The organism is Streptomyces sp. NPDC101219 (assembly GCF_044767675.1).
GTDB lineage: Bacteria > Actinomycetota > Actinomycetes > Streptomycetales > Streptomycetaceae > Streptomyces.
This window is the reverse complement of the sequence record NZ_JBIWOK010000006.1, coordinates 260421-285456: the sequence shown is the minus strand read 5'-3', so window position 1 is coordinate 285456 and position 25036 is coordinate 260421. Positions and strand designations below refer to the sequence as shown.

The following is a 25036-nucleotide window of genomic DNA, read 5'->3' as shown; positions in this document are numbered from 1 at the left end:
GGTGGTCCGGGGAGCCCGGCGCGGGCCCCCGGCCGCTCACGGCCCGGCAGTGGTGACGGTGGCCGCGCGGCGGGCGTACGAACGCATATCGGGTCGGTCGGCTCCGGCCGGCGGTGCGCGTCCCGTGCCGGAGCCGTCCCATGACGGAGCCGTCCCGTGCCGGAGCGGGTTCAGTCGGGGCCCCAGCCGTCCTCGCGCACGCGGCTCGCCAGGTCGGTCTTGGTGTAGGTGGGGCGGCCCGCCTGCTGATACTTGTCCTTGACCCGGTCCAGGTAGTACTTGGCCGTGTGCGGGCTGATGCCGAGGCGGCGGGCCGTGGCCTTGAGGGTGAGGCCGGAGGCGTACTCGACCAGCACCTGGCGTTCCTTCGGGGAGAGCGCCGGCCGGGCCGGGGTGTCGTCGTGGGCCCAGGCGAAGGCGAGTTCGGGGCAGTGGGCGGTGCCGCCCGCGGCGATGTCGGTGAGGGCGGTCACCAGGGTGGGGAGGTCGTGGTCCTTGGTGAGGTAGCCGTCCGCTCCGGCCGCCATCGCGGCGACGATCCTGCCGCGGTCGGCCACCGTGCTGATGACGAGGACGCGGGGTCCGGCGGCCCGCAGGCGGCGGATGTTGTCGGAGGGGCTGGAGCCGTCGCGCAGGAGCAGGTCCAGCAGGACGACGTCCAGGCACGGTGGTCCGGCGGGCGTGGCCGGTGCCGGTGTCCGTGCCGGTGCCGGTGCGGGGGTGAGGAGTTCGCCGACTGTGGGGGCCGTCGCCGCCAGGTGGATGCGGGGGACGTCGGCCAGCCAGAGCCGCAGGCCGTCGAGCAGCATCCGGTCGTCGTCCACCGCGCCCACGGTGATGGTGGTGCCCGTCATGCCGGCCAGCGCAGTTCGATGCGGGTGCCCTCGCCGGGGGCGCTGTCGATGTGGGCGCTGCCGCCCGCCTCGCGCATCCGGGCGGCGACCGAGGAGCGCAGGCCCAGGCCCTTGGTGACGGTGGCCGGGTCGAAGCCGACGCCGCGGTCGACCGCCGTCACCCGGGCGGTGCCGTCCGGGGAGCCGGTGACGGTCACGTAGGCACGTCCGGTGCCGGCGTGGCGCAGGACGTTGTTGAGGGCCTCGGTGAGGGCGGCGCCGAGGGCGGTCGCGACGTCGGCGGGCAGGTCCGTGAGCGCGTCCAGGCCGTGGTACTGGGCGGTGACGCGCAGGCCCAGGCATTCCGCCGAGTGGACCGCCCGTTCGACGGCGGCCGTCGCGGGCGAGGCCGCGGGCCTGTCCGCGGTCGTTCCCCGCGGGCCGCAGGTGACGGCTTCCTCGTCGGTCTGCTGCTGTATCAGGCGGCGGAGGTAGGCGGCCTCCCGGGCGCATCGTTCGCGTACCGGGGGTGCGGCGGGGTCGGCGCGGCCGGAGGCGATGGCGGTGAGAGTGGCGAGGACCGTGTCGTGCAACGCCCGGTGGTGGGCGATGCGTTCGGCGAAGCGTGCCCGTTCCGCCTCGGCTGCGACGGCCTGGGCGGTGGCGGCGTCGAGCCTGCTGCCCTGCCGGCGCAGGTACCACCAGAAGACGCGGGCCATGACGGCGGAGGCGACGATCGCGTTGAGGTGGGCGACGACGACGGCGACGTCCGCGTCGGTCAGCCAGTAGCCGGCCGCGTGCGTCGCGAGGAGTGCGGCCACCGCGCCGGCCACGGCGGGCAGTCGGGGCAGCGCGACCGCCGACGCCGCGCTGGCCGAGCCGCCGAGGAGCATCGCCCAGGCGACCTCGGCGGGCCGGTGCGCGCCGCCCGCGTGCACGACGAACGGCAGGACGCAGCCGACGAGTACGAGGTCCGCCAGCGCCGGCCAGGTGGTGAACCAGCCGTGGGAGCGGGCGGTGGCGAAGAGCAGGACGCTCACCGACAGGGCCACGGTGACGCCCGCCCACGACAACGGGCTGTGGCGTTGGTGCTGGGCCACCGCGAGGACGCCGACCACCAGGTGGCTGGCCCGGTACAGGCCGGTCGCCAGGATCATGAACGACTGGGATCGCTGGAGTCCCGACCCCGCGCTCACGGCACGTTCTCCCCGCCCACACAACCCCCCTGAACAGGCGGTACAGCCGGATGACCGGACGCATTAGCTTTCAGGGCGTTCCGGTGCTGAACACGACAAGCCATCAGATCACGGCACCGGTGCACCCCACCGCTCGGAATTCAGGCAAAGGAGGAAGCGCAGTGGCTCGAAGTGTGCGCCGCGGGGGGATCCTCGCGGTTCTGGCATCGTTGCTGGTCATGCTGTTCCCGGGCATGGCCACGGCCGCCGACCCGCCGATCCGCTACACGAGCTGGATCAACAACGCCGCCATCTACGAGATGCGGGCCTCGTACTCGTGGCAGTGCATGGATGTGCGCGGCGAGTCCCAGAATCCGGGGGCGGTGGTCCAGCGCTACGACTGCAAGGGCAGGCTCCACCAGCGGTTCTACTTCATGCAGTCGCCGACGCCCGGCATGTTCTTCATCGGCGTCTACGGCAAGTACTGCCTGGGGGCCCAGAACGCCTCGCAGGCGGACGGCACCCCGATCGTGATCGGTCACTGCCAGGGTCCGGGCCAGTACTTCCGCTGGGTGGACCGGGGCAACGACCACTGGGAGATCGTCGAGGCCTCCAGCGGCAAGTGCCTGATGGACACCGGGCGGCGCAGCGCGATCCAGTTGGGGGCCTGCGGGAACATCAAGGAGCCCTACCCCAGCCTGTGGACGCCGCGCTATCACCGTCAGTACAACTACACGAGCGTGTGGGGCTGACAGCGATGACGGCCCTGACAGGGCCGACAGATCCAACAGGTCGGACAGGTCTGGCAGGTCTGGTAGGTCTGAGAGATCCCATGGTCTGACGGGGGCGGGGCCGGCCGGCTCCGGGCACGGGGGCAGGGGCGGTCCGTCGAGGGTGACGGGCCGCCCCCTCGTGGGTGCCCGCCGCGCCGGCAGCCCGGGGCGTCCCGCCGAGTGCCGTCAGGTCACGTCGATGCGGTCGCCGACCCTGATGTGCGCGTAGAACCACTTCGCGTCGGTGGGGCTCAGGGCCGTCCAGCCCAGCCTCCCGCCGAGGGAGGCGCTGGTCTTCGCGTCGAAGGCGCGGGCGCCGACGTAGACGGCGGTGCGGTCGGTGGCCCGCAGTTCCACCACGTAGGGGACCTTGACGTCGTAGCCGCCCTTGATCACCGCGTCGGCCGGGAGTTCCTTGACCGCGTGCTTGGCGGCCACGGTCAGTTCGCTCCCCGCGGGGAGCGCGGCGTCGTCCGACGGAGGGTCGACGCGCATGGTGCGGTGGTCGACAGTGAGGGTGTGACGGCTCAGGTCGAGGACGTCCTCGCCGTCGGGGACGTCCTCGCCGTCGGGGAGCGGCGCCGGGGTCGCCGGGCTCGCCGAGCCGGTGGCGACCGGGGCGGGGGCGGGGGACCCGGAATCGGAGCCCGCGGCGGGGGTCCGGTGGGCCTGGGCGGGGGTGCCGGGGTGGAGGGTGAAGGCGAGCGCGGTCACGGCACAGCCCGCTGCCGCCGTCATGCCGAGGGCGGCGGATGCGCGGCGGCGTCGCGCGCGGCGGGTGGCACGCAGCCGGATCCGGGCCGGGGGGACGCTGGGCGGGACTTCGTGGTCGGCGGCCAACCTCCGCAGCGCCGAGGTCAGTTCATCCGACACGGCCGCCCTCCCTCCAGGCCGGTTCCTCGGCCTCGTCCACCGTCAGATGCTTCGCCAGCGCCGCCCTCCCGCGGGACAGCCTGACCTTGATCGTCCCCACGGGCGCGCCGGTTTCGGAGGCTACCTGCTCGACACTGAAGTCGCACAGATGGTGGAGGACGATCGCCCTGCGCTGCGGTTCCGGGAGTAAGCGCAGGGCGGCGACCAGAGCCGTGCGTTCGGGGCCGGGGCCGGGGGCCGGCTCGGGGGGCGGGGTGCCGCGCATGAGTTCCAGCCAGCGCTTGGCGCGCCGCCAGCGGCTGACCGCGAGACGCATGGCGACGGTGCGCACCCACGCCTCCGGTGCCTCGTCGGCCACCAGCTTGCGGCGCCGGTCCCAGGCCCGGACGAACGCTTCCTGGACGACGTCCTGGGCCTCGCCGAGATCCCCGGTGAAGGCGTAGAGCTGCCCGGTCAGACGGGGAAACGCGGCCGCGTAGAAAGCGTCGAACTCTTCCTCGGTCATGCCCTCCACCGGACCCTCGCCCTCCCGTGCGACTCGGGTGTTCCCGTCCTGCGTGCGAGTCGCACAGATCGTCTTCATCGAAGCACACCCCCCTGAGAGGACGCTGAACTCGGGTTCCAGGATCCGTCGTTCCGGCGGACGGGCGGCCGGAGGCTCGCTTTGGCGACAAGTCGACTACGGGGTGGGGCGGTTCGGATGGGCGACGTGTCCGCTGATGGCGGGCGGGAGGGCCGGGGCGGTCGGCGGTGGAGGGCAGCTCGGTGCGGGCGGGCGGACGTGACCAGCCCGTGACGGCCGCCGGGCGGCGGATCGACGTGGCGGCGGTGCCGCAGGTGACCTCTCCCCCTCCCCCGCTCGACGGGGTCGCGTTCCGGGACGGCGACCGGGTGACCCGGCTGCGGACCGTCGACCCCGACGCGACGGAGGAGACGTGGACCTGCACATCACCGGGGAGGCGCGGACCGTGACCAGCGCCGGCGCGTCCGGCACGGAGGCCATCGGGCAGGCCGTCGACCGCATCCGGTACGGGCGGGTCGACGTGGCGCTCGCGGGCGGTGCCGAGCCCGTCGTCACGCCCGCGATCATGGCGTCGTTCGCCGCGATGCGGGCGCCGGCGGACGGCGACCTCTCGGTCGCCTCGCTGTCGTCGCATCCCTTCGCCAAGGACCGGGACGGCTTCGTGAACGGGGACGGGGCCGGCGTACTCGTCCTGGAGTGCAAGGAGCATGCGCGGGCCCCATCCGGCGTCCCTGCGTCGGTCCGGACCGCGTCCCCGCGTCGGGCCGCCCGTCACGCCGAGCGCTTGCGCGACGCCGTCTTCTTGGCCGGGGCCTTCTTCGCGGGCGTCTTCTTCGCCGACGTCTTCTTCGCCGCCGACTTGCGCGTCCCGGACTTCCCGCCACCGCTCCCGCCACCGCTGCCGCCGCCCCCGCTCGCCTTCGAGGCGGACGACGACGAGGCGGTCTTCTTCGCGGGGGCCTTCTTCGCCGTGGACGTGGACTTCTTCCCTCCGGTCTCCTTCGGTGCCGAGCGGGACGTCTTGCGCTGCGGGAGCTGCTTGACCTCGGCGTCCTCCTCCCCGCGGGACTCGCGGGCGGCGCGGACGCTGTTCTCCAGCGCCGCCATCAGGTCGAGCACCTTGCCCTCCCGTTCCGGCTGCGGCATCTCCGGCGGGCTCTCCCCGGCGGCCTTGGCGGCGATGACCTCCTCCACCGCCTCGCGGTACTCGTCGTGCAGGTCCTCCAGGTCGACCTCCCCGAGCGTGTCCATCAGGGCGTCGGCCAGGTCCAGCTCCTTGTCGCGGACGGTGACGTCGGTGTCGGGGGCGACGCCCTCGGGGGCGCGGACCTCGTCCGGCCAGAGCAGACCGTGCATCGCGATGGCGTCCTCGACCACCCGGAGCATGCCCAGCCGCTCCCGCCCGCGCAGGGCGAACTTGGCGATGGCGACCTTGTTGCTCCGTTTGAGCGCCTCCCGCAGCAGGGTGTAGGGCTTGGCCGCCGGTGCCCCGCTCGCCTGCAGGTAGTACGCGGAGCTCATCTGGAGCGGGTCGATCCGGTCGGACGGCACGAAGGCGACGATCTCGATCGTGCGGGCGGTGGGGATCGGGAGCTGGGACAGGTCCTCGTCGGTGATGGGGATGATCGAGCCGTCCGCGTCCTCGTAGCCCTTGCCGATCTCCTGCGAGCTGACCTCACGGTCCTCCAGCTCGCAGAACTTGCGGTAGCGGATCCGGCCGCCGTCCTCGGTGTGGATCTGGCGGAAGGAGATCGAGTGGCTCTCGGTGGCGTTCACCAGCTTGATCGGGATGCTGACCAGGCCGAACGAGATCGCGCCATTCCATATGGATCTCACGTGAGCACCTTTCCGGTCGTCTGGCCGATCACTCCTGGGGTGCTTGCCCCGGTTTGCGTGGGATTCTCATCGTATGGCGCCCATCACCGAGGTGGAGGGGCGACGGCTCGCGCTGAGCAATCTGGAGAAGGTGCTGTATCCCGCCACCGGCTTCACCAAGGCGGAGGTCCTGCACTACTACGCGACCGTCGCCGACGTACTGCTGCCCCATCTGCGGGACCGGCCGGTGTCGTTCCTGCGGTACCCGGACGGCCCCGACGGCCAGGTCTTCTTCACCAAGAACGTGCCGCCGGGTACGCCCGACTGGGTCACGACGGCCGAGGTGCCCCGGTCGGAGGGCCCGGCCCGGATGGTGCTGCTCCAGGACCTGCCGAGCCTGATGTGGGCGGCGAACCTGGTGGCCGAGCTGCATACCCACCAGTGGCTCATCAGCGACCCGGGCCTGGCCGACCGAATCGTCTTCGACCTGGATCCGGGGGCCCCGGCGACGATCGTGGACTGCTGCGAGGTCGCCCTGTGGCTGCGGGAGCGGCTGGCGGCCGACGGCATCGAGGCGTATGCGAAGACCTCGGGGTCCAAGGGCCTGCACCTGCTCGCCGCGGTGCGCGACGCCTCGTCGGAACAGGTGTCGGAGTACGCGAAGCGGCTGGCCATGGAGGCGGAGGAGGCCATGCCCCGGCTGGCCCTGCACCGGATGACGCGGAGCCTGCGCCCCGGGAAGGTCTTCGTCGACTGGAGCCAGAACGCCGCCCGCAAGACCACCGCCACCCCGTACACCCTGCGCGCCCGGGCCGAGCCGCTGGTGTCGGCGCCGGTGACCTGGGAGGAGGTCGAGGAGTGCCGGTCCCCCGAGGTGCTGGCGCTCAGTGCCCCGGACCTCGCCCCCCGCCTCCAGGACCACGGTGACCTGCTGGCCCCGCTGCTGGACCCGGCGCAGGCGAGTCCCCTGCCCTCGCCCTGAGGGGCTCGGCCGCCACCGCCCTCACCGGCCGGTCACCCGCACCCCGGAGCGCCACCGCCGGCCGGTCCGGTCCGGCCCAGACGGCGGCGGGTCGCCCCACGTCACACCCGGGACCAGGTGTGCCGGTCCCGGGCCATGGCGTGCAGGGCCTCGACGTCGGCCGGCTTCAGCACCCCGCCGGGCCGGGCCAGGCTCTCCACGTCCCCGTCCGCCAGCACCCGCACCCCGCGGGGCGCCGACGGCACGGTGAGGCGGGACGCGCCCACCACCACGAGCACCGCACGGACCTCTGCCGTCAGGGCGTACGAGGCGCGGGAGGCGTCGGCGCGGACACGGTTCAGCAGGGGCCGGGGCTCACGGCGGCCCAGGGACACCCGGGGATCGGCGACCGTCACGCGCTGCCGGTGCGCGTCCAGAGTGTGCACGGCGAAGAGGCCGCCGGGACCGATCAGCAGATGGTGGACGCGGTCGCCCCCGGGCAGCGGGACGGAGTGCAGGGTGTGCCAGCCCGCCCCCTCCATCCGGTCCAGGGCCTCCCCCACCGCCTGTTCCGCCCCGAGGGCGCTGCGACGGGGATCGGTCCGGAAGCGAAGGGCTGTCCGGCCGGGGTCGCGGTCGAGGGCGACGAGCAGCGCCTCGCCCGGGCGGTTGGGCGCGAGATCGTCGTCGGGGTGGAGGGACAGGCGCGCGAGTTCCGCGGGCGTCGGGACGGGCGGCGGTCCGACGGACACGGGGCCGGTGAGGTACGGCGCCAGGGCTGCGAGCACGGCGTCCTCGTGGTCGGCGCCCAGCAGATTCACCCGGGCCGCGTCCCGGTCGTACCAGGCGAGGTTCCCGCCGTCCGGGCGGCAGACGTACAGCCGCTCCCGGCCGTGCTGCCAGATCGGTATGACGCGCAGTCCGTCCATGCACCATCACCCCACGACCATGGGAACAGGCGGGGTGCTCCAGGGGCAAGAACCCGGCTACCGTGGAGAGCAGTTGGGCCCGCCGGGCGGCCGGCCCGCGGGCGGGTGGTGGGAGGCGCCGTTGCGTACCCGCAGGAGGCAACCCGACGTACCGGCACCGGACCGTCCCTGGGACGAGATCCTGCCGGGTCTGTGGATGGGCGGACACCAGTACCGGGGCCGCACCGGGCGGCTGGAGTTCGCGGTGGTGGGGCAGGAATTCGATCTCGTGCAGACCCTGCTGCGGCTCCCCGGGCACGGTCCCGACGCGGAGGTCGAGCACCAGGTGTGGCCGATCCCGGACGGCCCGCTCGACGGCACGCAGATCGCCGGTGTCATCCGCATGGCCGAGGCCGCGTGCGAGGCGCTGGACCGCGGACGCCGCGTCCTGGTCCGCTGCTACCACGGGTACAACCGCTCGGGCCTGGTCGTCGCGCACGCCCTGATCCGCCGGGGCAGCACCGCGGACGAGGCGATCCGGCTGATCCGGGCACGGCGCTCGTCCTGGGCGCTGCACAACGACCTCTTCGTGGACTACCTCCGGGCGGGACTCACCACGGCCCGGCTGCTGGAGGACCTGACCGACTGAAGCGGGCTCGCCGGGGAGACCGCTGCCGGCAGGCGAACGGACGGGCCGGGCCGGCCGGTGGTGTGGAAGGGGGCGCCGGACCGCCGCCGGGCGGGTCCGCGACGCGTCCCGGAGCCGGGGCGGGCATCGGAGCAGGCGTCGAAGGGCGACCCGGTACGCAAAAGGGGACTTCCTCGCGAATAAGGTGTGTGCGCACCGGCCCACGAACCCAGGAGTGCAGTGCCCGCCAGCCGCCGTACGCGCGCCGCCCGCCGTGCCGCCGTTCTCCTGTCGGTGACGGTGGCCCTCGCGGGCTGCGGTGACGACGGCGGGCTGCGCGGGGCCGGAGCGACCCCCACCGCGATCAGTCCGGCCCGGCTCTGGCCGGAGCTGACACCCGCCTCCAGCCCGGCCTTCAACCTCGGCGAGGTCGACCGGGAAGTGGTGAAGGGCGTCGCGTTGCCCGGCGGAGACATCCGCGCCGTGGACCCGGTGGCGGCCGTACGCGCCGAGGTCGCCGCCCACCCCGAGGACTACGAGGGCGACGAGGCTCCGTTCCGGGAGACGGCCCGCCGCCTGGCCGACTGCCCCGAGGGACAGGACCAGCGGGAACGGGAACGGGCGACAAAGCAGAACCAGAAGCAGCGCGAGCGGCAGGATCCGGACGCGGGCGGCTGCCCGCTGCTCGAACCGTACTACCGGGACCTCACCGGGGACGGCCGCCCGGAGCTGACCCTGGGCTTCCGGCTGCTGCCGGAGAAGCTGACCGCCGTGCGCGTCTACACCGCCGACCGTGAACGCCTCACCCGGATCATGGCCTACGACGACGCCCTGAGCGGGGTCGAGCTGGCGGAGCGGTCAGTGATCATCCGGTCGCCGTCGGAGGTCGCCGGGTACGAGTACCGGCTCCAGTGGACCTGGGACCCGGACCAGCGGGCGATGCTGCTGACGCACGACGAGATGCTGCGCACGGGCGGGTCGGCGCACCCGAGGTCGCCGAAGCCCTCGCGGTCCGCACGGCCGGGCGGTCCGCCGGAATCACCGGAGCCGTCCGGAAGTACGGAGCACTCGGGGGCGTCGGGGCCCTCGGGGACTTCGGCATCACCTGGGCCTTCGGAGCCGGAGCCGCCGGCGGGCGCTCCGTGAGACGTGTGCTGCCCCGCTGGGCCGGTCCGCTGGCCCTGAAGACTGCTGTGTTCATCACCGTGATGTGCTGCGCGCTGGCCGCGCTGCTCGGCGTGCTGGTGCACGTACAGGTGACCGATCAGACCGTCGGCCAGGCCCGGGAGCTGGCGCTGCGGCGGCTGGCGGAGGCTACCGAGGCGTACGAGGCCGGCGAGTCGCTGCGGCGCCACGCGGGCGTCGACCCGCCGGAGCTGCCGGGCGAGCTGCGCCGGCTCGCCGTGTCCGGGGAGCGGGGCACGGTGGTGGCGGAGCAGGACGGGCGGCCCGCGATGTGGGCGGCCGGGCCGCTGGACGGCGGGCGGGCCCTGGCCGTGTGGGTGGACTACTCCCAGGGCGAGCGCACGATCGACGGGCTGGACCGCGCGATCGTGTGGTCCTCCGGACTGGCGATCGGGGCCACGCTGCTGTCGGGCGCCTTCGCGGTGACCCGGGTGACCCGTCGGCTGCACACCACGGCGCGGGTGGCCCGGCGGATCAGCGCGGGCGATCTCGACGCGCGCGTCGGGGACCCGCGCGCGAGGGACCGCACCCGGCCGCAGGACGAGGTGGCCGCGGTCGCCGCCGCGCTGGACACGATGGCGGCCTCGTTGCAGGGCAAGCTGCTCGCCGAGCAGCGGTTCACCGCGGACGTGGCGCACGAGCTGCGCACCCCGCTGACCGGTCTGCACGCGGCCGCGGAGCTGCTGCCTCCGGGCCGCCCCACGGAGCTGGTGCGGGACAGGGTGGCGGCACTGCGCACGCTCACCGAGGACCTGCTGGAGATCTCCCGGCTGGATTCCGGCCGGGAGCGGCTGGAGCTCGACACCGAGTGGCTCGGGGAGCTGGCCCGGCGGGTGGTGCGGGCGTCTGGGACGGACACCGGGGTCACCGTCGTGCGGGACGTGGCGGTGGAGACGGACCGGCGGCGGCTGGAGCGCGTGCTGGGCAACCTGGTCGCCAACGCGCACCGGCACGGCCGGGGTCCGGTGACGCTGACCGTCGACGGGCCGGTGGTGACGGTGCGGGACCACGGTGACGGCTATCCGGAGTACCTGCTGGCGCACGGGCCGCAGCGGTTCCGCACGGAAAGCGGTTCGAAGGGGCACGGGCTGGGCCTGACGATCGCGCGGGGCCAGGCCGAGGTGCTCGGTGCGCGGCTGGAGCTGGCGAACGCGCCGGAAGGCGGTGCGGTGGCCACGCTGACCCTCCCTCAGGAGGGTCCCGCGACCGCCGATGGAGTGATCTGACGGCTCCTCTGATGGCGCAGCAGGGCGGGCGGGCCTCCGGCAGCCGCTCCTAGTGTGGCGAGAAGTCAGCTTTCCATGCTTTCGACCTCATATGGAGGTATCGCCATGTCCCTGCGCTCCCCCTTGACCCGCCGACTGCCCATAGCGCTCGCGGCCGGGGCGCTCGCCCTGGCTACCGCCGTCACGCCGGCCGTCGCGAGCGACGACGGCCCGGGCGACGACACCCCGTGGAGCCAGCAGAACGGCACCGGCGGCAACGGCACCCAGCAGGGCGGTAACCAGCAAGGCCAGGGCAATCAGCAGGGCGGCAACCAGCAAGCCCAGGGCACCAACCAGCAGAGCGCCAACCAGCAGAGCGCCAACCAGCAGCAGGGTGGCAGCAACACCGGCGGCAACGGCGACTGGGGCGGCCCCACCCAACAGGGCCAGGGCACCAACCAGCAGGGCGGTAACCAGCAGGCCCAGGGCAACCAGCAGGGCGGCAGCCAGCAAGCCCAGGGCAACCAGCAGGGCGGTAACCAGCAAGCCCAGGGCAACCAGCAGAGCCAGAGCAACCAGCAGGGCGGAAACCAGCAGGGCGGCAACGGCGACTGGGGCCAGCAGAACGGCACCGGCGGGAACGGCACCGGGAACGGCACCCAGCAGGGCGGGAACCAGCAGGGCGGAAACCAGCAAGGCGGCAATCAGCAGGGCGGCAACGGTACCGGCGGGAACGGCGACTGGGGCCAGATGAGCGGCGGCAACCACGGCGACCAGGGCGAGTACCGGGGCGTCGTGACGGCGGACCGGCTGGCCCTGCGCAGCGCGCCGACCCGAGGATCGCAGGTCATCCGGTACGCGCACCGCGGCGAGGTCGTCTCGATCTTCTGCAAGGTGCCCGGCGACAACGTCAACGGCAATCCGCTCTGGTACCTCCTCACGGACGGCACCTGGGCCTGGGGCGCCGCCCGCTACATCGACAACATCGGGCCCGCGCCACGCTGGTGCTGATGAGCACAGCGCCCAGAACAACCCAGGTGGATAGGTTCCGGACATGAGCAAGGCCGGAATCACCCTGGCGATCGCCGATCCGCCCCAGCCCACCGTCCGCCCGTCGGGACGCCGCGGCATCGAACTCGCCCTGCTCGTCCTGGCCGTCCTGCTGTCGGTGTACGGGTACTGCGCGGTCGGCATCGCGGTGAACGGCACCGTCCCGCCCGGCGCCGCCGGTTACGGCGCCGGGCTCGGCGTGCTCGCGCTCGTCGCCCATCTGGCGGTGCGATTCCGCGCCCCGCTCGCCGACCCGCTGCTGCTGCCGATCGGTGTCCTGCTCAACGGGCTCGGGCTGGTGCTGATCTACCGGCTCGACCTGGAGACGCCGGGCGACCGGGCGGCCCCGACGCAGCTGGTGTGGTCGACGCTGGGGGTGGCGCTGTTCATAGGGGTCGTGCTCGTGCTGCGCGACCACCGCGTGCTCCAGGGCTGCACCCGCCTCTGCGTGACCGCCGCGCTCGTGCTGCTGACGGCACCGATCCTCTTCCCCGCGGTGAACGGCGCCCGCATCTGGATCCGGGTCGCCGGATTCTCCATCCAGCCCGGCGAGTTCGCGAAGGTGCTGCTGGCGGTGTTCTTCGCCGCGTACCTCGCCGCGAACCGCGACGCCCTCACCTACGCGGGCCGCCGGGTGGGCGGGCTCCGGCTGCCGACCGGGCGGGTGCTGGGGCCGATCGTCGCCGTCTGGCTGGCGAGCGTGGGCGTCCTGGTGCTGGAGCGGGACCTCGGCACCTCGCTGCTGTTCTTCGGCCTGTTCGTCGTCCTGCTGTACGTGGCCACCGGCCGCACCGGCTGGATCGCGGTGGGGGTGCTGCTGGCGTCCCTGGGCGCGGTGGCGGTGGGCCGGCTGGAGCCGCACGTGCACCGCAGGATCGAGACGTGGCTGAGCCCGTTCGCGTCGATCGAGGCGGGCGAGGGGGCCAACCAGATCGCGCAGTCGCTGTTCGCATTCGCCGAGGGCGGCCTGCTCGGCACCGGGCTGGGGCAGGGCCACTCGGTGCTGATCGGTTTCGCGGTGAAGTCCGACTTCATCCTCGCGACGGCCGGTGAGGAACTGGGCCTGGCGGGTCTGTCGGCGATCATCCTGCTCTACGGGCTGCTGGTGGAGCGCGGCTACCGGACCGGCCTCGCGCTGCGCGAACCCTTCGGCCGGCTGCTCGCGGTGGGCCTCTCCTCCCTCGTGGCGCTCCAGGTGTTCGTGATCGCGGGCGGGGTGACCGGCCTGATCCCGCTGACCGGCATGGCGATGCCGTTCCTCGCCCAGGGCGGCTCGTCGGTGGTCACCAACTGGGCGATCGTGGCGCTGCTGCTCCGGCTGAGCGACTCCGCGCGCCGCCAGGACGACGGGGGTGGCGTCCGGTGACGCCGTACATCCGGCGGGCGGCCGTCTTCTGCGCGCTGCTGCTGGTCGCCCTGCTGGTGAACGCCGCGCGCGTGCAGGTGCTGCGGGCGGACGCCTACGACGGCAACCCGGCCAACCGCCGGGAGACCATCGCCCGATACGAGCAGCGGCGCGGTGACATCCTGGTCGGCGGCCGGCCGGTCACCGGCTCGCGGGACACCGGGGAGCACCTGCGTTACGAACGGACGTACGCGGAAGGGCCGTTGTACGCGCCGGTGACCGGCTTCGCCTCGCAGGAGTACGGGACGACCCTGCTGGAGCACACCGAGGACGGGATCCTCTCCGGCACCGACCCGGCGCTCGCGCCCCTGCCGCTGTGGAACGACTTCACGCGTTCGCGCAGCGCGGGCGGGCACGTCGAGACGACGATCCACCCGGCCGCGCAGCGGGCCGCGTTCGAGGGGCTGCGTTCACGCAAGGGCGCGGTGGCGGCGGTGGAGCCGTCGACCGGGCGGATCCTGGCGCTGGTGTCCGTCCCGTCCTACGACCCGCAGCCGCTGTCCGGGAACGGGGCCACCGCCCGCGAGACCTGGGCCCGGCTGAACGCCGACCCGGACCGGCCGATGCTGAACCGGGCGGTGCGGCAGACGTATCCGCCCGGTTCGACGTTCAAGGTGGTGACCGCGGCGGCGGCGCTGGACGCGGGCGTGGTCACGGACCTCGACGAGCCGACGGACTCCCCCGAGCCGTACCGGCTGCCGGGGACGACGACCGGGCTGACGAACTCCTCCCGCGGCTGTGCGGACGCCTCGGTGCGGGAGGCGTTCGTCTGGTCGTGCAACACGGTGTTCGCGAAACTGGGGGTGACGACGGGGCTGGAGGCCATGACGGCCACCGCGCACGGCTTCGGCTTCAACCACGCCGGGCTGCGCATCCCGTTCTCGGTGGCGCGCAGCACCTTCGACACCACCATGGACCGGGCGCAGCTGGCGCTGTCGTCGATCGGCCAGTACAACACCCGGGCCACGCCATTGCAGATGGCGATGGTCGCGGCGGCCGTCGCCAACAACGGGCAGATGCGGGAGCCCTATCTGGTGGAGCGCGCCATGCGGGCCGGCGGGAGCACGGTGACGACGGCCGGGTCCAGCGCGGCGCGGCGCGCCATGCACCCGTCGACGGCGCGGCGGATGCAGGAGCTGATGCGCGAGGTGGTGGAGGACGGCACCGGCACCAACGCCGCGATCCCGGGGGCGGTGGTGGGCGGCAAGACCGGCACCGCGCAGCACGGCCTGGGCAACTCCGGTACCCCGTACGCCTGGTTCGTCGCCTGGGCGCAGGGCGAGCGGGACGCCCAGGCGCGGGTGGCGGTGGCCGTGGTGGTGGAGGACGCGGCGGCGAACCGGCGGGAGATCTCCGGCGGCGGGACGGCGGCGCCCGTCGCCCGGGCCGTGATGGAGGCCGTTCTGAAGTAAGTCATCGAGCTCCCACCGCACTTGGGCGCTCACTGGGCGAGACGGGGGTGCCGGAACGGCACGCTCCCGGCTTACCGTCCGCTGCATGACCGACACCGCTGCCCACGAACTCGCCCAGGTGAACATCGCCCGTCTGCTCGCCCCGTTGGACTCCCCGCAGCTCAAGGACTTCGTCGACGCCCTCGACCCGGTGAACGCGGCCGCCGAGGCCGCCGACGGCTTCGTGTGGCGCCTGGTGGGGGACGCGGGCGACGCGACGGACGTGCCGGTGTTCGGGGACACGTGGCTGATCGTCAACATGTCGGTGTGGCGCGACCTGAAGGCGCTCACGGCGTTCATGTACCGGGGCCGCCACCGCGAGATGCTCGCCCGCCGGCGCGAGTTCTTCGCACGGATCGAGGAGGCCATGGTCGCCCTGTGGTGGGTCCCGGCGGGCCACCGCCCGACGGTGGAGGAGGCGGAGGACCGCATCCTCCACCTGCGCGCCCACGGCCCCACCCCGTACGCCTTCACCCTCCGGACGCCCTTCCCGGCGGAAGCGCCGGCACCGGTGGCGAGCGAGGTACCGGAAGGGCTGGGCTGCTCGGCGGTCTAGGGACGTCCCGCCGTTCGGCAGTCTGCCGCACGACGCTCCAAGCCTGCCGCCTTGCTCCGGAACCGGGGCGGACCCGTCGGGTCGGGTGCGGCGGCGACAGCGATCAGGGGTGCGTCACAGGTCGCCGCGCTGGAAGGAGCGGGCCGCGGCCATGACTTCCTTCTGGCGGCCTTCGCTGATGGCCTCGATCGGGGAGGCGTCGTCCAGCTGGGGGTTCATGCCCATCATCCAGGCGCGCGCGATGTGGGGGTTCTCGCAGTTGGCGATGAAGTGGAAGACCTGGCAGGCGGCACGCAGGCGGTTCTCGGAGTCGATGCGTGGGGTGTTCAGGCCCCTGGCCCACCGGCCCACCTGCTTGTGGTCTTCGATGCCTGCGATGTAAGCGACAACTCGCTGGCTGAAGGTGTCCTGCAGGAAGCGGGCCATCTCGGCCGGTGTCTGCTCGGCCATGTCGCGCAGGGCGCGGGCCTCGGCTTCCGCGGTGGACTCTCGCTGAGTCTGCATGGTCTCCTCGTTTCCCCGCCGGCCGTTGGGCAGCAGCGAAGGACGCATCGCGCTCAAGGCGCTAAGGCTGTGTGTGCTGTGAGGACCGGACGGATCCTGCGGCCGCTGCGAGGCATGCCGTGCTCGCTCGTGTCCGGTCGGCTGCTTCGCGCAGCGCACCACGTCAACCATGAGGGGACAAGCACGATGAGGGATGTGCTCGTTGCGCCTGGCCGGTGCCGCGGGGCCGCTCGTAAGGGTCGACCTATCTGTCGTGCACTGCTCAACATGCGTGCTCCTCCGGTGCGTTGTGTGGTCAGCCTACCCGTTTACGGTGCGCTCACTCTATGCTTTTGCCCCTTCAAAACACCCTCAATTACCACCTTTGGCGACCAAGGAAGGGCGTGAGCTGCGGTTTCCTCCGGATGCAACAAGTGGCAATAACCTGCCACCGGTCGCGCTGGACGACCTGAACGGGCTACGCCCCGTACGACCGCATGACGATCCGCTCATCTGACCGTCAGGCCGTACTCCTCGGCGACTTCCCGCAGCGCCGGGTCCTCGACCTGGATGGGCCGCCGCTCGACCTCCTTCAGCTCCGTGTCCCGCCAGACGGCCCAGCAGCGCCGGCCTCCGTAGCTGGAGCGGTAGGTGAGCCCCTGGAAGAGCTGGTGCTGGTCCTGATTGCGCCGGCTGACCGCCCACGCCGCGATCTGGCGGGTGACGTTCCGGTCCCTGCCGTGCAGGTGCTCGTCGGTCAGTGGGCCCTCGATGTCGAAGGCCCGCAGTTCGGTGCAAAGCTCCCGGGCCAGCACGGCCCTCGTCTCCTCCGTCTCCAGGTCGAGGAACTGCGCCCGGTGGACCGGGACGAGACGCACGAGGATCCGGTCGTCGCGCCAACTGGAGGGGATGTCCCGCAACGCCATCTGTCCGGGCCCTGGGGCGGTGCCCGCCATCAGCCGGCGGACCATCGGGGACAGCCGGAAATTGGCCAGGCCCTCGGCGTAGCAGCCGGCCGGCTGGGAGGCGCAGTAGAGCGTTCCGTACGAGAAGAGGCTGTAGCGGCCGGCCGACGAACCCTCGAAGGTCTCCGGCTCGACCTGGTTGTACCTGATGGGGGCGTCCACCCACCCCAGACGCCACACTCCGTCGTCCGGGGCAGCCCTGACGGTGACGGGCAGCAGGGTCATCGCGGCTGCTCCTGTCCGCTGGTCGTGGTCCTTTCCGGCCGTGTCGTCCCAGGTACGGGCAGAGGGCGGGAAGGAGCGGCGAGCGGGCCGGCTAACGGCGCAGTCATGGATCCTCGCTGTGCGCAGTGACGGAAAAGGAGTTGACCGGTTCGACCGGCGTGGAGGAAAGATTCTCTCGCCGCGCGCCCGGGGCGGACGACGTTCCCGGGCATCTGCTGCGGCGCACGGGCGGAGCGTTGAAGCACGGGGACGGCGCACGGATCACAGCCGGTCGTGATGCAACCGGAATGCCATGGTTCCAGCCTCTCCGGCGGCCAGCAGGACGGAGGACTCGACATCGCGCGGGCCCTGCACCGCCTTGAGGGTGTGCACGGGTGAACCGGTCGCGATCCGCAGCAGGGGGCGCGCCGTGTCGGCGTCCCAGATGTGGATGCCGGTCGCTCCCGTCGCTGCGAGAGCGGTCCGTTCCCCCGGCAGGCGCACCACCGTCACGGCTCCGAGGGCCCCGTCGTCGCACTGCAGTTGTCGCACCGCCCGTCCCGTGTGCACGTCCCAGAGCTTCAGGGTGCCATCCTGTCCGGCCGCGGCGACGAGCAGTCCGCCGTCGTCCGGGGCGAGGAACGCCAGGTCGTTGATGATGTCCTGATCACATTTCAGGGTGGGTCCGTCCTGCTCCAAGGTGTCGGCGTTCCAGATCCTGATGTTGCCGTCGCTGCCGCCGGACCCCAGGAGACTCACCCCGCGCCCCTGATGGGTGGCCAGGCACCGGACGGTGAACCGGTGGTCGGGAAGGTCCTTCACCAGTTCGCCGGTGGCCGGCTGCCACACGCAGACCCGGCCGTCGGCGCTCCCGCTGGCCAGCAGGTCGCCGTGCGCGGACGGCAGGGCCACCAGGGCCCGGACGGGCAGGTGGTGGCCCTCCATCGGTGTGCCGGTCGGCTGCCGGGTCCCGGGGTCGACGCACACGATGCTGTGGTCGGCCAGGGCGGCGGCCAGCAGGAGCCGCCCGGCGACCCGCGGCCAGGCGAGGGCGGCGACCCGGTGCCCCTTGAGCAGGGTGAGCTGCCGGTCGGCCGCGAGGTCCCGTACGACGACCCGCGACGCCCGGGCCACGGCCAGCAGGTGCGGCGGTGCGGGGGACAGCGCCCCGGCGGTGACGTCGTTCCAGGTCCGGGGTGGCTGCCCGAAGGTCTCCCGGTCGGCGGTCCAGGCCCGGACGATGCGGTCCGCGCCCGCGGACAGGACCTTGCCGTGGGCGGAGCCGGGCACCGCGGTCAGGGCGGTCACCGGTGCGCGGTGCGCGGGCAGGACACCCTCGACGGGGGTCAGCCCCGGCAGCCGCCACAGGCGCAGGGTTCCGTCGCCCGCGCCGGACACCAGGGCCGGGCGCCGCTCGTGGGAGGTGAGCAGCAGGGAGGTGACGGGCGCCGCGTGCCGGCCCATCGAGGTGACGGCGTCGCGGACGGTCAGATCGCACAGCGAGACGCTGCCGCTCTCGTCGGCCACGGCGTAGGTACCGGGCCGGGGCAGGGCCAGCAGGGCGCGGACCCGCCCGGCGTGCCGCGAGTGCACGGCCGAGGCCTTCCCGTCCGACCAGGACACGGTGGCGTCCTCGGTGAACAGCACCCGGTCCCTTCCATCCGGCATGCCCACGGCGCACAGGACGGCCCGGCGGTCGCGCAACGGTGGTACGGGGACCTCGTGCGGGCGGAACCGGCCGGTGTCGAAGGCGGTGACCGTGCCGTCGCTGAAGGCCGCCAGCACCCGCGGGAGCCGGCCCTGCTGCCGGTGACAGGTCAGGGAACTCACCCAGGTCCGTTCCCGGCACACGACGACGTTGCGGACGAGTCTGCCGCCCACGGCGTCGACCGCCGCCACGCAGCCGTCGGTCCCGGCTGTGACGACCAGCCCGCCCTTGAGCGCGACCAGATGGCTGACGGCACCGGAGTGGACCTTGATCGGGGTGTGCGCCGGCCGGCCGTCCAGGTGCAGGACGCGCACGGTGCCGGACGCGTCCCCCGCCGCGACCGCGGCAGGTTCGCCGGCGGCGTCGAGGACCGTGGCCAGGGACGTCACCTCGGTCCGGCCGGCCGTCCACGCCGGGGTGGGCCGGGCGATGTCGCTCCACAGCGGCGTCACCGGGACCGAGTCCAGCGTGGGCCGTGCGGTGGTTCCGGGCCGCTCCGGCGAGAAGGGGACGGACAGCACCATGCTGGCCAGCCGGGACAGTGGGCCCGTGCCCCGCGCGACGGGCTCCAGTGCGGCCCAGGTCTGCAGCCAGGGCCGGCTCGGCGCTCCCTCGCCCCCGGCCGCGAGGAGCCGGGCCACGCCTGCGCTGCTCTCCCAGGCGAGCAGGGCCGGCGGCACATGGTGGTCGTCCAGGACGTGGCCCTCCGCCGCATGCGCGGCCAGATGGCGGCGCAGGTAGGGGTGGGGGGCGATGGTGGGGTCGCTGGGCACCAGGTCCAGCAGGGCCGCCGCGATCCGCCGCTGGATCTCGGCCTGGCGGTCCTCCGGTGTGTCAGGCATCCGGCCCCTCCTCGGCCAGCAGGTCGGTGTCGGGGTCGAGCAGCACGTCCGCCAGCTCCTCGTGCGCCGGCCGGTACACGCGCCGGTCGTCCTCGACGGCCTGGGCCAGGTAGCCGTTCAGCCGGCTGCCGAGCAGCTTCTCGATCATCCGGTCCCACTGCCCGGCGTCCAGCGTGTGCGGGGAGAGGAAGACTCCGGCGATGGCCGGCCAGACCTCGCCCCGCGGCACGCCCTGTCCCTTGGCGAAGGCGGCGGCCTTCAGGAGGGCCAGGGCGTACTGCGGGGGCAGTCCGTCGGCCTCGGCCAGTTTCAGGTCGCGCTGGAGCAGGCCGCGGATGCCGCTCGTCAGGGTCTTCTTGTACCAGTCCTCGCTGCGGGCCAGCGCCAGGGGATCGTCCGCCCTGCGCAACTGGTCCCCGGCCAGCCGGGCGTCGATGAACGAGGGCCACACCACGTCCACCACGCGTGGCACCACCTCGTCGACGGCGTCGGAGTCGAGAGCGTCGCCGATCAGGGCTTCGAGGTAGAGCGCCATGTCCGTTCTGCTTCCGGCGCCGTCGGTGTGCTCCACCCGCGCGGCGGGAAACGCGTGCCGCAGCGCCTGCAGCAGTCCGGGGCCGTCGTCCCGGGGCAGGTGCGGGGCGTCGTCGACCGTCCGGCTGGCGCGGACACCGACCAGCAGGCGCACGGCGGGCAAGCCGGGTTCGGACGGCCGGCGCGTGCCGGGGACCAGCGTTCCGCAGTAAGGGGCGAGCGGGGCGAGGACGTCGCCGATGATCCGGGCCTGCTCGTGGGCCTCGTCCAGCCCGTCGAGGACGATGGTCACCGGACTTCCGCACGTGCGTACATGGTCCTGGAGCTGCTGCGACCACACCGCGACCGGGTCGTCGGTGGCCTCGACCTCCTTCCTGGTCACCCCCAGGGCCACCAGCAGGTCACCCGCCACCCGGGCCGCGTTGAGGTTCCGGGCCGGCACGGCGGCCGTCACCGCGCCTTCCGGCGGGACCGTGTCCTCGGGCGAGAGGCCCGCGGCCGTGATGAACAGCGGCGTCCGCCGGAACGCCGGGTTGCTCAGGGTGACGGCGCGTGCCAGCACGGCCGATTTTCCACTGCCCGCGCAGCCGCTGATCAGCAGCACACCCCGCGGTGACCGGGGACCGAGGAACGCGGCGACTCTGCGGTTCAGTTCCTCACGTCCGCGGAAGTACCAGTTGGAGTCGTGCTCCTGCGGCCTTCCCGTCGCCCGGTCCAGCCAGTACTCCGCCGACAGCGCCCCCTGCTCGACGGCCGCGGACCGCCCCGGGACGTGGACATAGCCGGGATTGGGCAGGCACGGGGACGGCTCGTGGTCGCCCGCCTGGATCAGATGCTGGAGTTTGAACCTCTTCGATTCCGCCGGAGGCAGGTGGCGGGCGTACTCGTGCATGAACTCCGGCACGCTGAGGTGCGGCGTGGTGATGCCGGCCGTGCGCCGCAGGTACCGGAGCGCGTCCTGCAACAAGGTCGGGAACCGCAGGACCTCGATCTTGGTCTTGATGCCGCAGGTGCCCAGCACGTCGATCCGGGCCGACGCCAGGCGGCTCGCGCTGATCTCCTTGTGCACGGCGGCCAGATCGGACTGCAGGTTGCCCGCGAAGCACGTGTTCACGATCACGAGGACGTTCTCGACGTGCGAGTCCAGGGCCGCGGCGATGACGTCGGCCGTGCGCACGGCCGTGGCCAGGGGGCGTCGCTCCTCCGTGGCGGGCAGCCGCAGGAAATGGGTGTCCGCTGAGGCGGCGATGCCGTGGCCGGTGATGAACAGGGTCAGGGCGAGGCCGCGCAGTTCGCGGACGTTCTCCCGGCGCAGGAAGTCCTCGACGTCGTCCCGGTGCCGCAGTGCCGGCGGTTCGACCTGACGGAAAGGGGGGAGCGGTCCCGGCGTCCCCCACCACGTGCGCACCGCGTCCAGTTGCCGGTCGATGCCCTCGGCGAACTCCTCGGCGTTGTCCTCGTCGTCGTAGTCGCGGACGGCGACGGTCAGGAGAACCCGCTCTCCCGGCTCCTCGTCAGCCGCGCCCGGGAGACCGTCCCGAACGTCACCCCCCGTGTCCAGCATGTCACTAGTGTGACAGTCATGAACCACTCCGGGGGCGGGACCCTTCCAACTTCCCTTCCGCACACCGAACCCGGCCTGGTACCGGCCGTCACGCACGACGCCGTCGTCATCGTCCCGGGCATCATGGGCAGCGAACTGTACGACACCGTCGCCGGCAGGACGATCTGGGGCCTGGCGAACGGCAGTTGGCTCGGCAGGGCCTGGCTGACCCGCGACGGGCTCGCTCCGCTGCGGCTCACCGACGAGGAGCGGGCCGGCGACCACAGCCGCGTCCGGGCACGACGTCTGCTGCGGACCCCGGCCTGGAGCCCGTTCCTGCGCGGTGTCGAGCCCTACCACGCCCTCGTCCGCACCGTGGAGAACACCACGGCACACCCCGACGCGGTCATGACGTTCCCCTACGACTGGCGGCTGTCCATCGAGGTCAACGGGCGCCGTCTGGCCGAGGAGGCGCGCGCCCACCTCCAGCGCTGGCTCGCCCACCCGGCCCAGGCGGCGGCCCGTCGGCAGGCGGTCGACGAACGGCCGGCCCGTCTGGTCTTCGTCGCCCACTCCATGGGCGGCCTCGTCACGTACACGGCCCTGACCCTGGGCGGCGACCGGGATCTGCCGGCCGACACCCGGGGCGTCATGACCCTCGGCACCCCCTTCCAGGGATCCGTGGTGGCCGCGAACATCCTCAACGCCCGGCAGGGAGGGCCCCTGCCGCTCCCCCACACCCGCCTAGCCCGCGCGGCGGCCACCATGCCCGCCGTGCACGAACTCCTCCCCCGGTTCCTCTGCCTGGAGGACGGTCTTGACGTCCGCCGCCTCACCGCCGTCGATGTCGCCGACCTCGGCGGGGACAAGGACCTCGCAGCGGCCTCGGAGGGCTTCTTCAGCTCCCTGTACGCGCACGAACTCCCCCGCCAGCGGCCCGTCGTCGGCATCCGCCAGGACACCGTCCAGTCCCTGAGGCTCGTCGACGGTGTCGTCCACGCCTCCGAGTACTGCTTCCGTACCGACGGGGACGGGGAGGTCAAGCGCGATGCCAACGGCGCTCCGCTCCGCTACCGCGTGTGGGGCGACGGCACGGTCCACCGCGGGTCGGCGTCGCTGCTGCGCCGGACCGTTCCGGTGTTCGCCCAGCACGGCGCCATCGCCCAGGGCCGTGAAGCCCGCCGGATCGTCGCCGACTTCCTCCTGGAGGACGACCACCTCGGCCCCGATCAGGCGGAGGACGGCATCGGCCTGAACGTCCCCGACTTCGTCGGGCCGGGCACGGCGTGGGACTGCTGCGTCACCGGCACCGACGACCCCGCGCAGGTCGAGTGCGTCGTCGCCGCGGCCGAGGGGGACTGGCGCCGGCCCGTCCGCCTGGAGGCGGGCGACGACGACCGGCTGCACGCCGGGGTCACCCTTCCCGGCGAGGGGCTGTACCGCATCACCGCCCGGTCCGAGACCGGTCCGACAGTGACCCAGCTCGTCTTCGCCGGACGCGAGGACGGGGACGGCACGCGGGACTGACGTCGCGGGCGGCACAGGACACCCCGGGGCGGATGGCCGGCCCGGCCGGCGGGGTGGAGGCGCCCGCCGGATAGACCGTTCGTCAACAAGTCGTGCCGGAGGGATTGACGACCTTGCTGACAGGCAGTCTCATAAGTGGGGTGAACCACCGGTAACCCAAGACGCCCATGAGGTGGAACCGCCATGACGACCCTGACGGAAGCCGACGCGCTGGACGGTCTGCGGGACGCGCTCGGCCTGCTCAAGGACCGCGAGCAGGTCGCCCAGCGGCTGCTCGACTCTTCCGCCAAGCACTCCTTCGACCCGGACAAGGAGCTGGACTGGGAGGCGCCCTTCGAGGAGGGCAAGTGGTTCTGGCCTCCCGAGCTGGTGTCCCTGTACGACACCCCGCTGTGGAAGCGGATGAGCGAGGAGCAGCGCATCCTGCTGTCCCAGCACGAGGCCGCGGCCCTCGCCTCGCTCGGCATCTGGTTCGAGATCATCCTCATGCAGCTGCTGGTGCGGCACATCTACGACAAGGCCGCGACGAGCGCCCACGTGCGGTACGCGCTCACCGAGATCGAGGACGAGTGCCGGCACTCCAAGATGTTCGCCCGGCTGATCACCCACGGCGGCACCCCCTGGTACCCGGTGAGCCGCGTCCACCAGCAGCTCGGCCGGCTGTTCAAGACGATCTCCACCACCCCGGGCTCCTTCACGGCCACCCTGCTGGGCGAGGAGGTGCTCGACTGGATGCAGCGGCTGACCTTCCCCGACGAGCGCGTCCAGCCGCTGATCCGCGGCGTCACGCGCATCCACGTCGTCGAGGAGGCCCGTCACGTGCGGTACGCGCGTGAGGAGCTGCGGCGCCAGATGGTGACCGCGCCGAAGTGGTCGCAGGAGTTCACCCGGATCACCTCCGGGGAGTTCGCGCGGGTCTTCTCGGTGGCCTTCGTGAACCCGGACGTCTATACCAATGTCGGCCTCGACAAGCGCGAGGCCCTCGCCCAGGTGAAGGCGAGCGGACACCGGCGGGACGTGATGCAGCAGGGCTCGAAGCGGCTCACGGACTTCCTGGACGACATCGGCGTGCTGCGCGGCGTGGGACGGCGCCTGTGGAAGTCGTCCGGGCTGCTGGCGTAGGGGGGAGGCCCGGAAGGGACGCCACGGGCGGGTTCCGCGGCCCGGCGGTTACGCTGCGGGGCATGACCCCGCAGGCCCCCACCCCCGCCTACCGGCGGCTCAGCGTCGAGGAGCGCCGCAGTCAGCTCCTCGACGCCGCACTGTCCCTCTTCGCCCACAGCGCCCCCGAGGACGTCTCCCTGGACGACGTGGCGGAGGCGGCGGGCGTGTCGCGGCCCCTGGTGTACCGGTACTTCCCCGGCGGCAAGCAGCAGCTGTACGAGGCGGCCCTCGGGTCCGCGGCCGACGAGCTGCGGCACTGCTTCGACGAGCCGCACGAGGGCCCGCGGCTGCCCCGGCTGTCCCGGGCCCTGGACCGGTACCTGACCTTCGTGGACGAGCACGGCGCGGGGTTCAGCGCGCTGCTCCAGGGCGGCAGCGTCGTGGAGACCTCCCGTACGACCGCGATCGTGGACGGCGTGCGCCGGGCCGCCGCCGAGCACATCCTGAGCCACCTGGGGGTCGCCGAGGCCGGGCCCCGGCTGCGGATGACGATCCGGATGTGGATCACCGCCGTGGAGGCGGCCTCGCTGATCTGGCTCGACGAGGACAAGCAGCCCCCGGCCGGGGAGCTGCGGGACTGGCTGGTCGAGCAGTTCGTGGCGGGCCTGGAGGTGACCGGGCGGCGCGACCCGCAGACCGAGGAACTGGTCCGGGCCCTGGCCGCCGACGGCTGACCGGCACCGGTCCCTGGCGGACGGCGGACACGGGCCCGCCGCGGTCGCCGG

The 25036-nt window shown here is 73.0% G+C and carries 23 protein-coding genes and 1 pseudogene; 14 read left to right on the top strand and 10 right to left on the bottom strand.

Going from position 1 to position 25036, the window contains the following annotated elements; genetic code table 11:
- Nucleotides 1-170: 170 nt before the first annotated feature.
- Complete coding sequence (locus tag ACIRPP_RS14310; protein ID WP_403641758.1) at nt 171-854, bottom strand: LuxR C-terminal-related transcriptional regulator; 684 nt, start codon at nt 852-854, stop codon at nt 171-173.
- Nucleotides 851-2029, bottom strand: a complete 1179-nt coding sequence (locus ACIRPP_RS14305) for a sensor histidine kinase (protein ID WP_403641755.1) — start codon at nt 2027-2029, stop codon at nt 851-853. The genes ACIRPP_RS14310 and ACIRPP_RS14305 overlap by 4 nt, the downstream gene beginning before the upstream one ends.
- Before the next feature lie 161 nt (nt 2030-2190).
- Here ACIRPP_RS14305 and ACIRPP_RS14300 point away from each other — a divergent pair, with 161 nt between their 5' ends.
- The gene (locus ACIRPP_RS14300; protein WP_403641753.1) at nt 2191-2760 is read left to right on the top strand and encodes an RICIN domain-containing protein; all 570 of its coding nucleotides are present in this window, start codon (nt 2191-2193) and stop codon (nt 2758-2760) included.
- A gap of 207 nt (nt 2761-2967) precedes the next feature.
- Here ACIRPP_RS14300 and ACIRPP_RS14295 read toward each other — a convergent pair whose 3' ends face one another.
- Entirely contained in the window at nt 2968-3654 is a 687-nt protein-coding gene (locus ACIRPP_RS14295) for a hypothetical protein (protein ID WP_403641751.1), read from the bottom strand.
- Entirely contained in the window at nt 3644-4159 is a 516-nt protein-coding gene (locus ACIRPP_RS14290; protein WP_403641748.1) for a SigE family RNA polymerase sigma factor, read from the bottom strand. The genes ACIRPP_RS14295 and ACIRPP_RS14290 overlap by 11 nt, the downstream gene beginning before the upstream one ends.
- Nucleotides 4160-4404: 245 nt before the next feature.
- Between ACIRPP_RS14290 and ACIRPP_RS14285 the strand changes: the two genes are divergently transcribed.
- On the top strand, nt 4405-4626 hold the full coding sequence (locus ACIRPP_RS14285; RefSeq protein WP_403641745.1) for a hypothetical protein: 222 nt from the start codon (nt 4405-4407) through the stop codon (nt 4624-4626).
- Nucleotides 4590-4895, top strand: a pseudogene (locus ACIRPP_RS14280) (beta-ketoacyl synthase N-terminal-like domain-containing protein); the annotation flags it as partial. The gene ACIRPP_RS14285 and the pseudogene ACIRPP_RS14280, both read left to right, overlap by 37 nt.
- A 53-nt stretch (nt 4896-4948) precedes the next feature.
- On the opposite strand, the gene ACIRPP_RS14275 reads toward ACIRPP_RS14280, so the two are convergent.
- A complete protein-coding gene (locus ACIRPP_RS14275) occupies nt 4949-6013 on the bottom strand; it encodes a Ku protein (RefSeq protein ID WP_403641743.1) in 1065 nt (354 codons plus the stop codon).
- A gap of 73 nt (nt 6014-6086) precedes the next feature.
- Here ACIRPP_RS14275 and ligD point away from each other — a divergent pair, with 73 nt between their 5' ends.
- Nucleotides 6087-6974: a non-homologous end-joining DNA ligase gene (ligD, locus tag ACIRPP_RS14270; RefSeq protein WP_403641740.1), complete on the top strand. Its 888-nt coding sequence runs from the start codon at nt 6087-6089 to the stop codon at nt 6972-6974.
- Nucleotides 6975-7075: 101 nt separating this feature from the next.
- On the opposite strand, the gene ACIRPP_RS14265 is transcribed toward ligD, so the two are convergent.
- The gene (locus ACIRPP_RS14265) at nt 7076-7882 is read right to left on the bottom strand and encodes a nuclease-related domain-containing protein (protein ID WP_403641738.1); all 807 of its coding nucleotides are present in this window, start codon (nt 7880-7882) and stop codon (nt 7076-7078) included.
- 121 nt (nt 7883-8003) lie between these two features.
- Between ACIRPP_RS14265 and ACIRPP_RS14260 the strand changes: the two genes are divergently transcribed.
- The 7 genes from ACIRPP_RS14260 to ACIRPP_RS14230 all read left to right on the top strand — a co-directional run bounded on the left by ACIRPP_RS14260 (nt 8004) and on the right by ACIRPP_RS14230 (nt 15341).
- Complete coding sequence (locus ACIRPP_RS14260; protein WP_403641735.1) at nt 8004-8510, top strand: dual specificity protein phosphatase family protein; 507 nt, start codon at nt 8004-8006, stop codon at nt 8508-8510.
- Between the two features lie 219 nt (nt 8511-8729).
- Nucleotides 8730-9635, top strand: coding sequence for a hypothetical protein (locus tag ACIRPP_RS14255; protein WP_403641732.1), 906 nt, complete (start codon nt 8730-8732; stop codon nt 9633-9635).
- Nucleotides 9632-10900, top strand: coding sequence for an ATP-binding protein (locus tag ACIRPP_RS14250; protein WP_403641729.1), 1269 nt, complete (start codon nt 9632-9634; stop codon nt 10898-10900). The genes ACIRPP_RS14255 and ACIRPP_RS14250 overlap by 4 nt, the downstream gene beginning before the upstream one ends.
- 105 nt (nt 10901-11005) lie before the next feature.
- Entirely contained in the window at nt 11006-11890 is an 885-nt protein-coding gene (locus ACIRPP_RS14245; protein WP_403641726.1) for an SH3 domain-containing protein, read from the top strand.
- 43 nt (nt 11891-11933) lie between these two features.
- Nucleotides 11934-13295, top strand: a complete 1362-nt coding sequence (locus ACIRPP_RS14240) for an FtsW/RodA/SpoVE family cell cycle protein (protein WP_403641723.1) — start codon at nt 11934-11936, stop codon at nt 13293-13295.
- On the top strand, nt 13292-14746 hold the full coding sequence (locus ACIRPP_RS14235; RefSeq protein WP_403641720.1) for a penicillin-binding transpeptidase domain-containing protein: 1455 nt from the start codon (nt 13292-13294) through the stop codon (nt 14744-14746). Before ACIRPP_RS14240 ends, ACIRPP_RS14235 begins: the two co-directional genes overlap by 4 nt.
- A gap of 85 nt (nt 14747-14831) precedes the next feature.
- Complete coding sequence (locus tag ACIRPP_RS14230; protein WP_403641717.1) at nt 14832-15341, top strand: DUF3291 domain-containing protein; 510 nt, start codon at nt 14832-14834, stop codon at nt 15339-15341.
- Nucleotides 15342-15455: 114 nt separating this feature from the next.
- Here the strand turns inward: ACIRPP_RS14230 and ACIRPP_RS14225 are convergent, their stop codons facing one another.
- The 4 genes from ACIRPP_RS14225 to ACIRPP_RS14210 form a co-directional block, all read right to left on the bottom strand.
- Complete coding sequence (locus ACIRPP_RS14225) at nt 15456-15845, bottom strand: XRE family transcriptional regulator (RefSeq protein ID WP_164334142.1); 390 nt, start codon at nt 15843-15845, stop codon at nt 15456-15458.
- Nucleotides 15846-16333: 488 nt separating this feature from the next.
- Nucleotides 16334-17014: an RES domain-containing protein gene (locus ACIRPP_RS14220; protein ID WP_403641714.1), complete on the bottom strand. Its 681-nt coding sequence runs from the start codon at nt 17012-17014 to the stop codon at nt 16334-16336.
- Nucleotides 17015-17275: 261 nt separating this feature from the next.
- On the bottom strand, nt 17276-19543 hold the full coding sequence (locus ACIRPP_RS14215) for a WD40 repeat domain-containing protein (protein WP_403641711.1): 2268 nt from the start codon (nt 19541-19543) through the stop codon (nt 17276-17278).
- Nucleotides 19536-21641, bottom strand: a complete 2106-nt coding sequence (locus ACIRPP_RS14210) for an AAA family ATPase (RefSeq protein ID WP_403641708.1) — start codon at nt 21639-21641, stop codon at nt 19536-19538. The genes ACIRPP_RS14215 and ACIRPP_RS14210 overlap by 8 nt, the downstream gene beginning before the upstream one ends.
- Before the next feature lie 18 nt (nt 21642-21659).
- Between ACIRPP_RS14210 and ACIRPP_RS14205 the strand changes: the two genes are divergently transcribed.
- From ACIRPP_RS14205 to ACIRPP_RS14195, 3 genes are all read left to right on the top strand, one after another.
- A complete protein-coding gene (locus tag ACIRPP_RS14205; RefSeq protein WP_403641705.1) occupies nt 21660-23147 on the top strand; it encodes an esterase/lipase family protein in 1488 nt (495 codons plus the stop codon).
- A gap of 183 nt (nt 23148-23330) precedes the next feature.
- Entirely contained in the window at nt 23331-24269 is a 939-nt protein-coding gene (locus ACIRPP_RS14200; RefSeq protein WP_403641702.1) for a diiron oxygenase, read from the top strand.
- Between the two features lie 62 nt (nt 24270-24331).
- Nucleotides 24332-24985, top strand: a complete 654-nt coding sequence (locus tag ACIRPP_RS14195) for a TetR/AcrR family transcriptional regulator (RefSeq protein WP_403641699.1) — start codon at nt 24332-24334, stop codon at nt 24983-24985.
- Nucleotides 24986-25036: the final 51 nt, after the last annotated feature.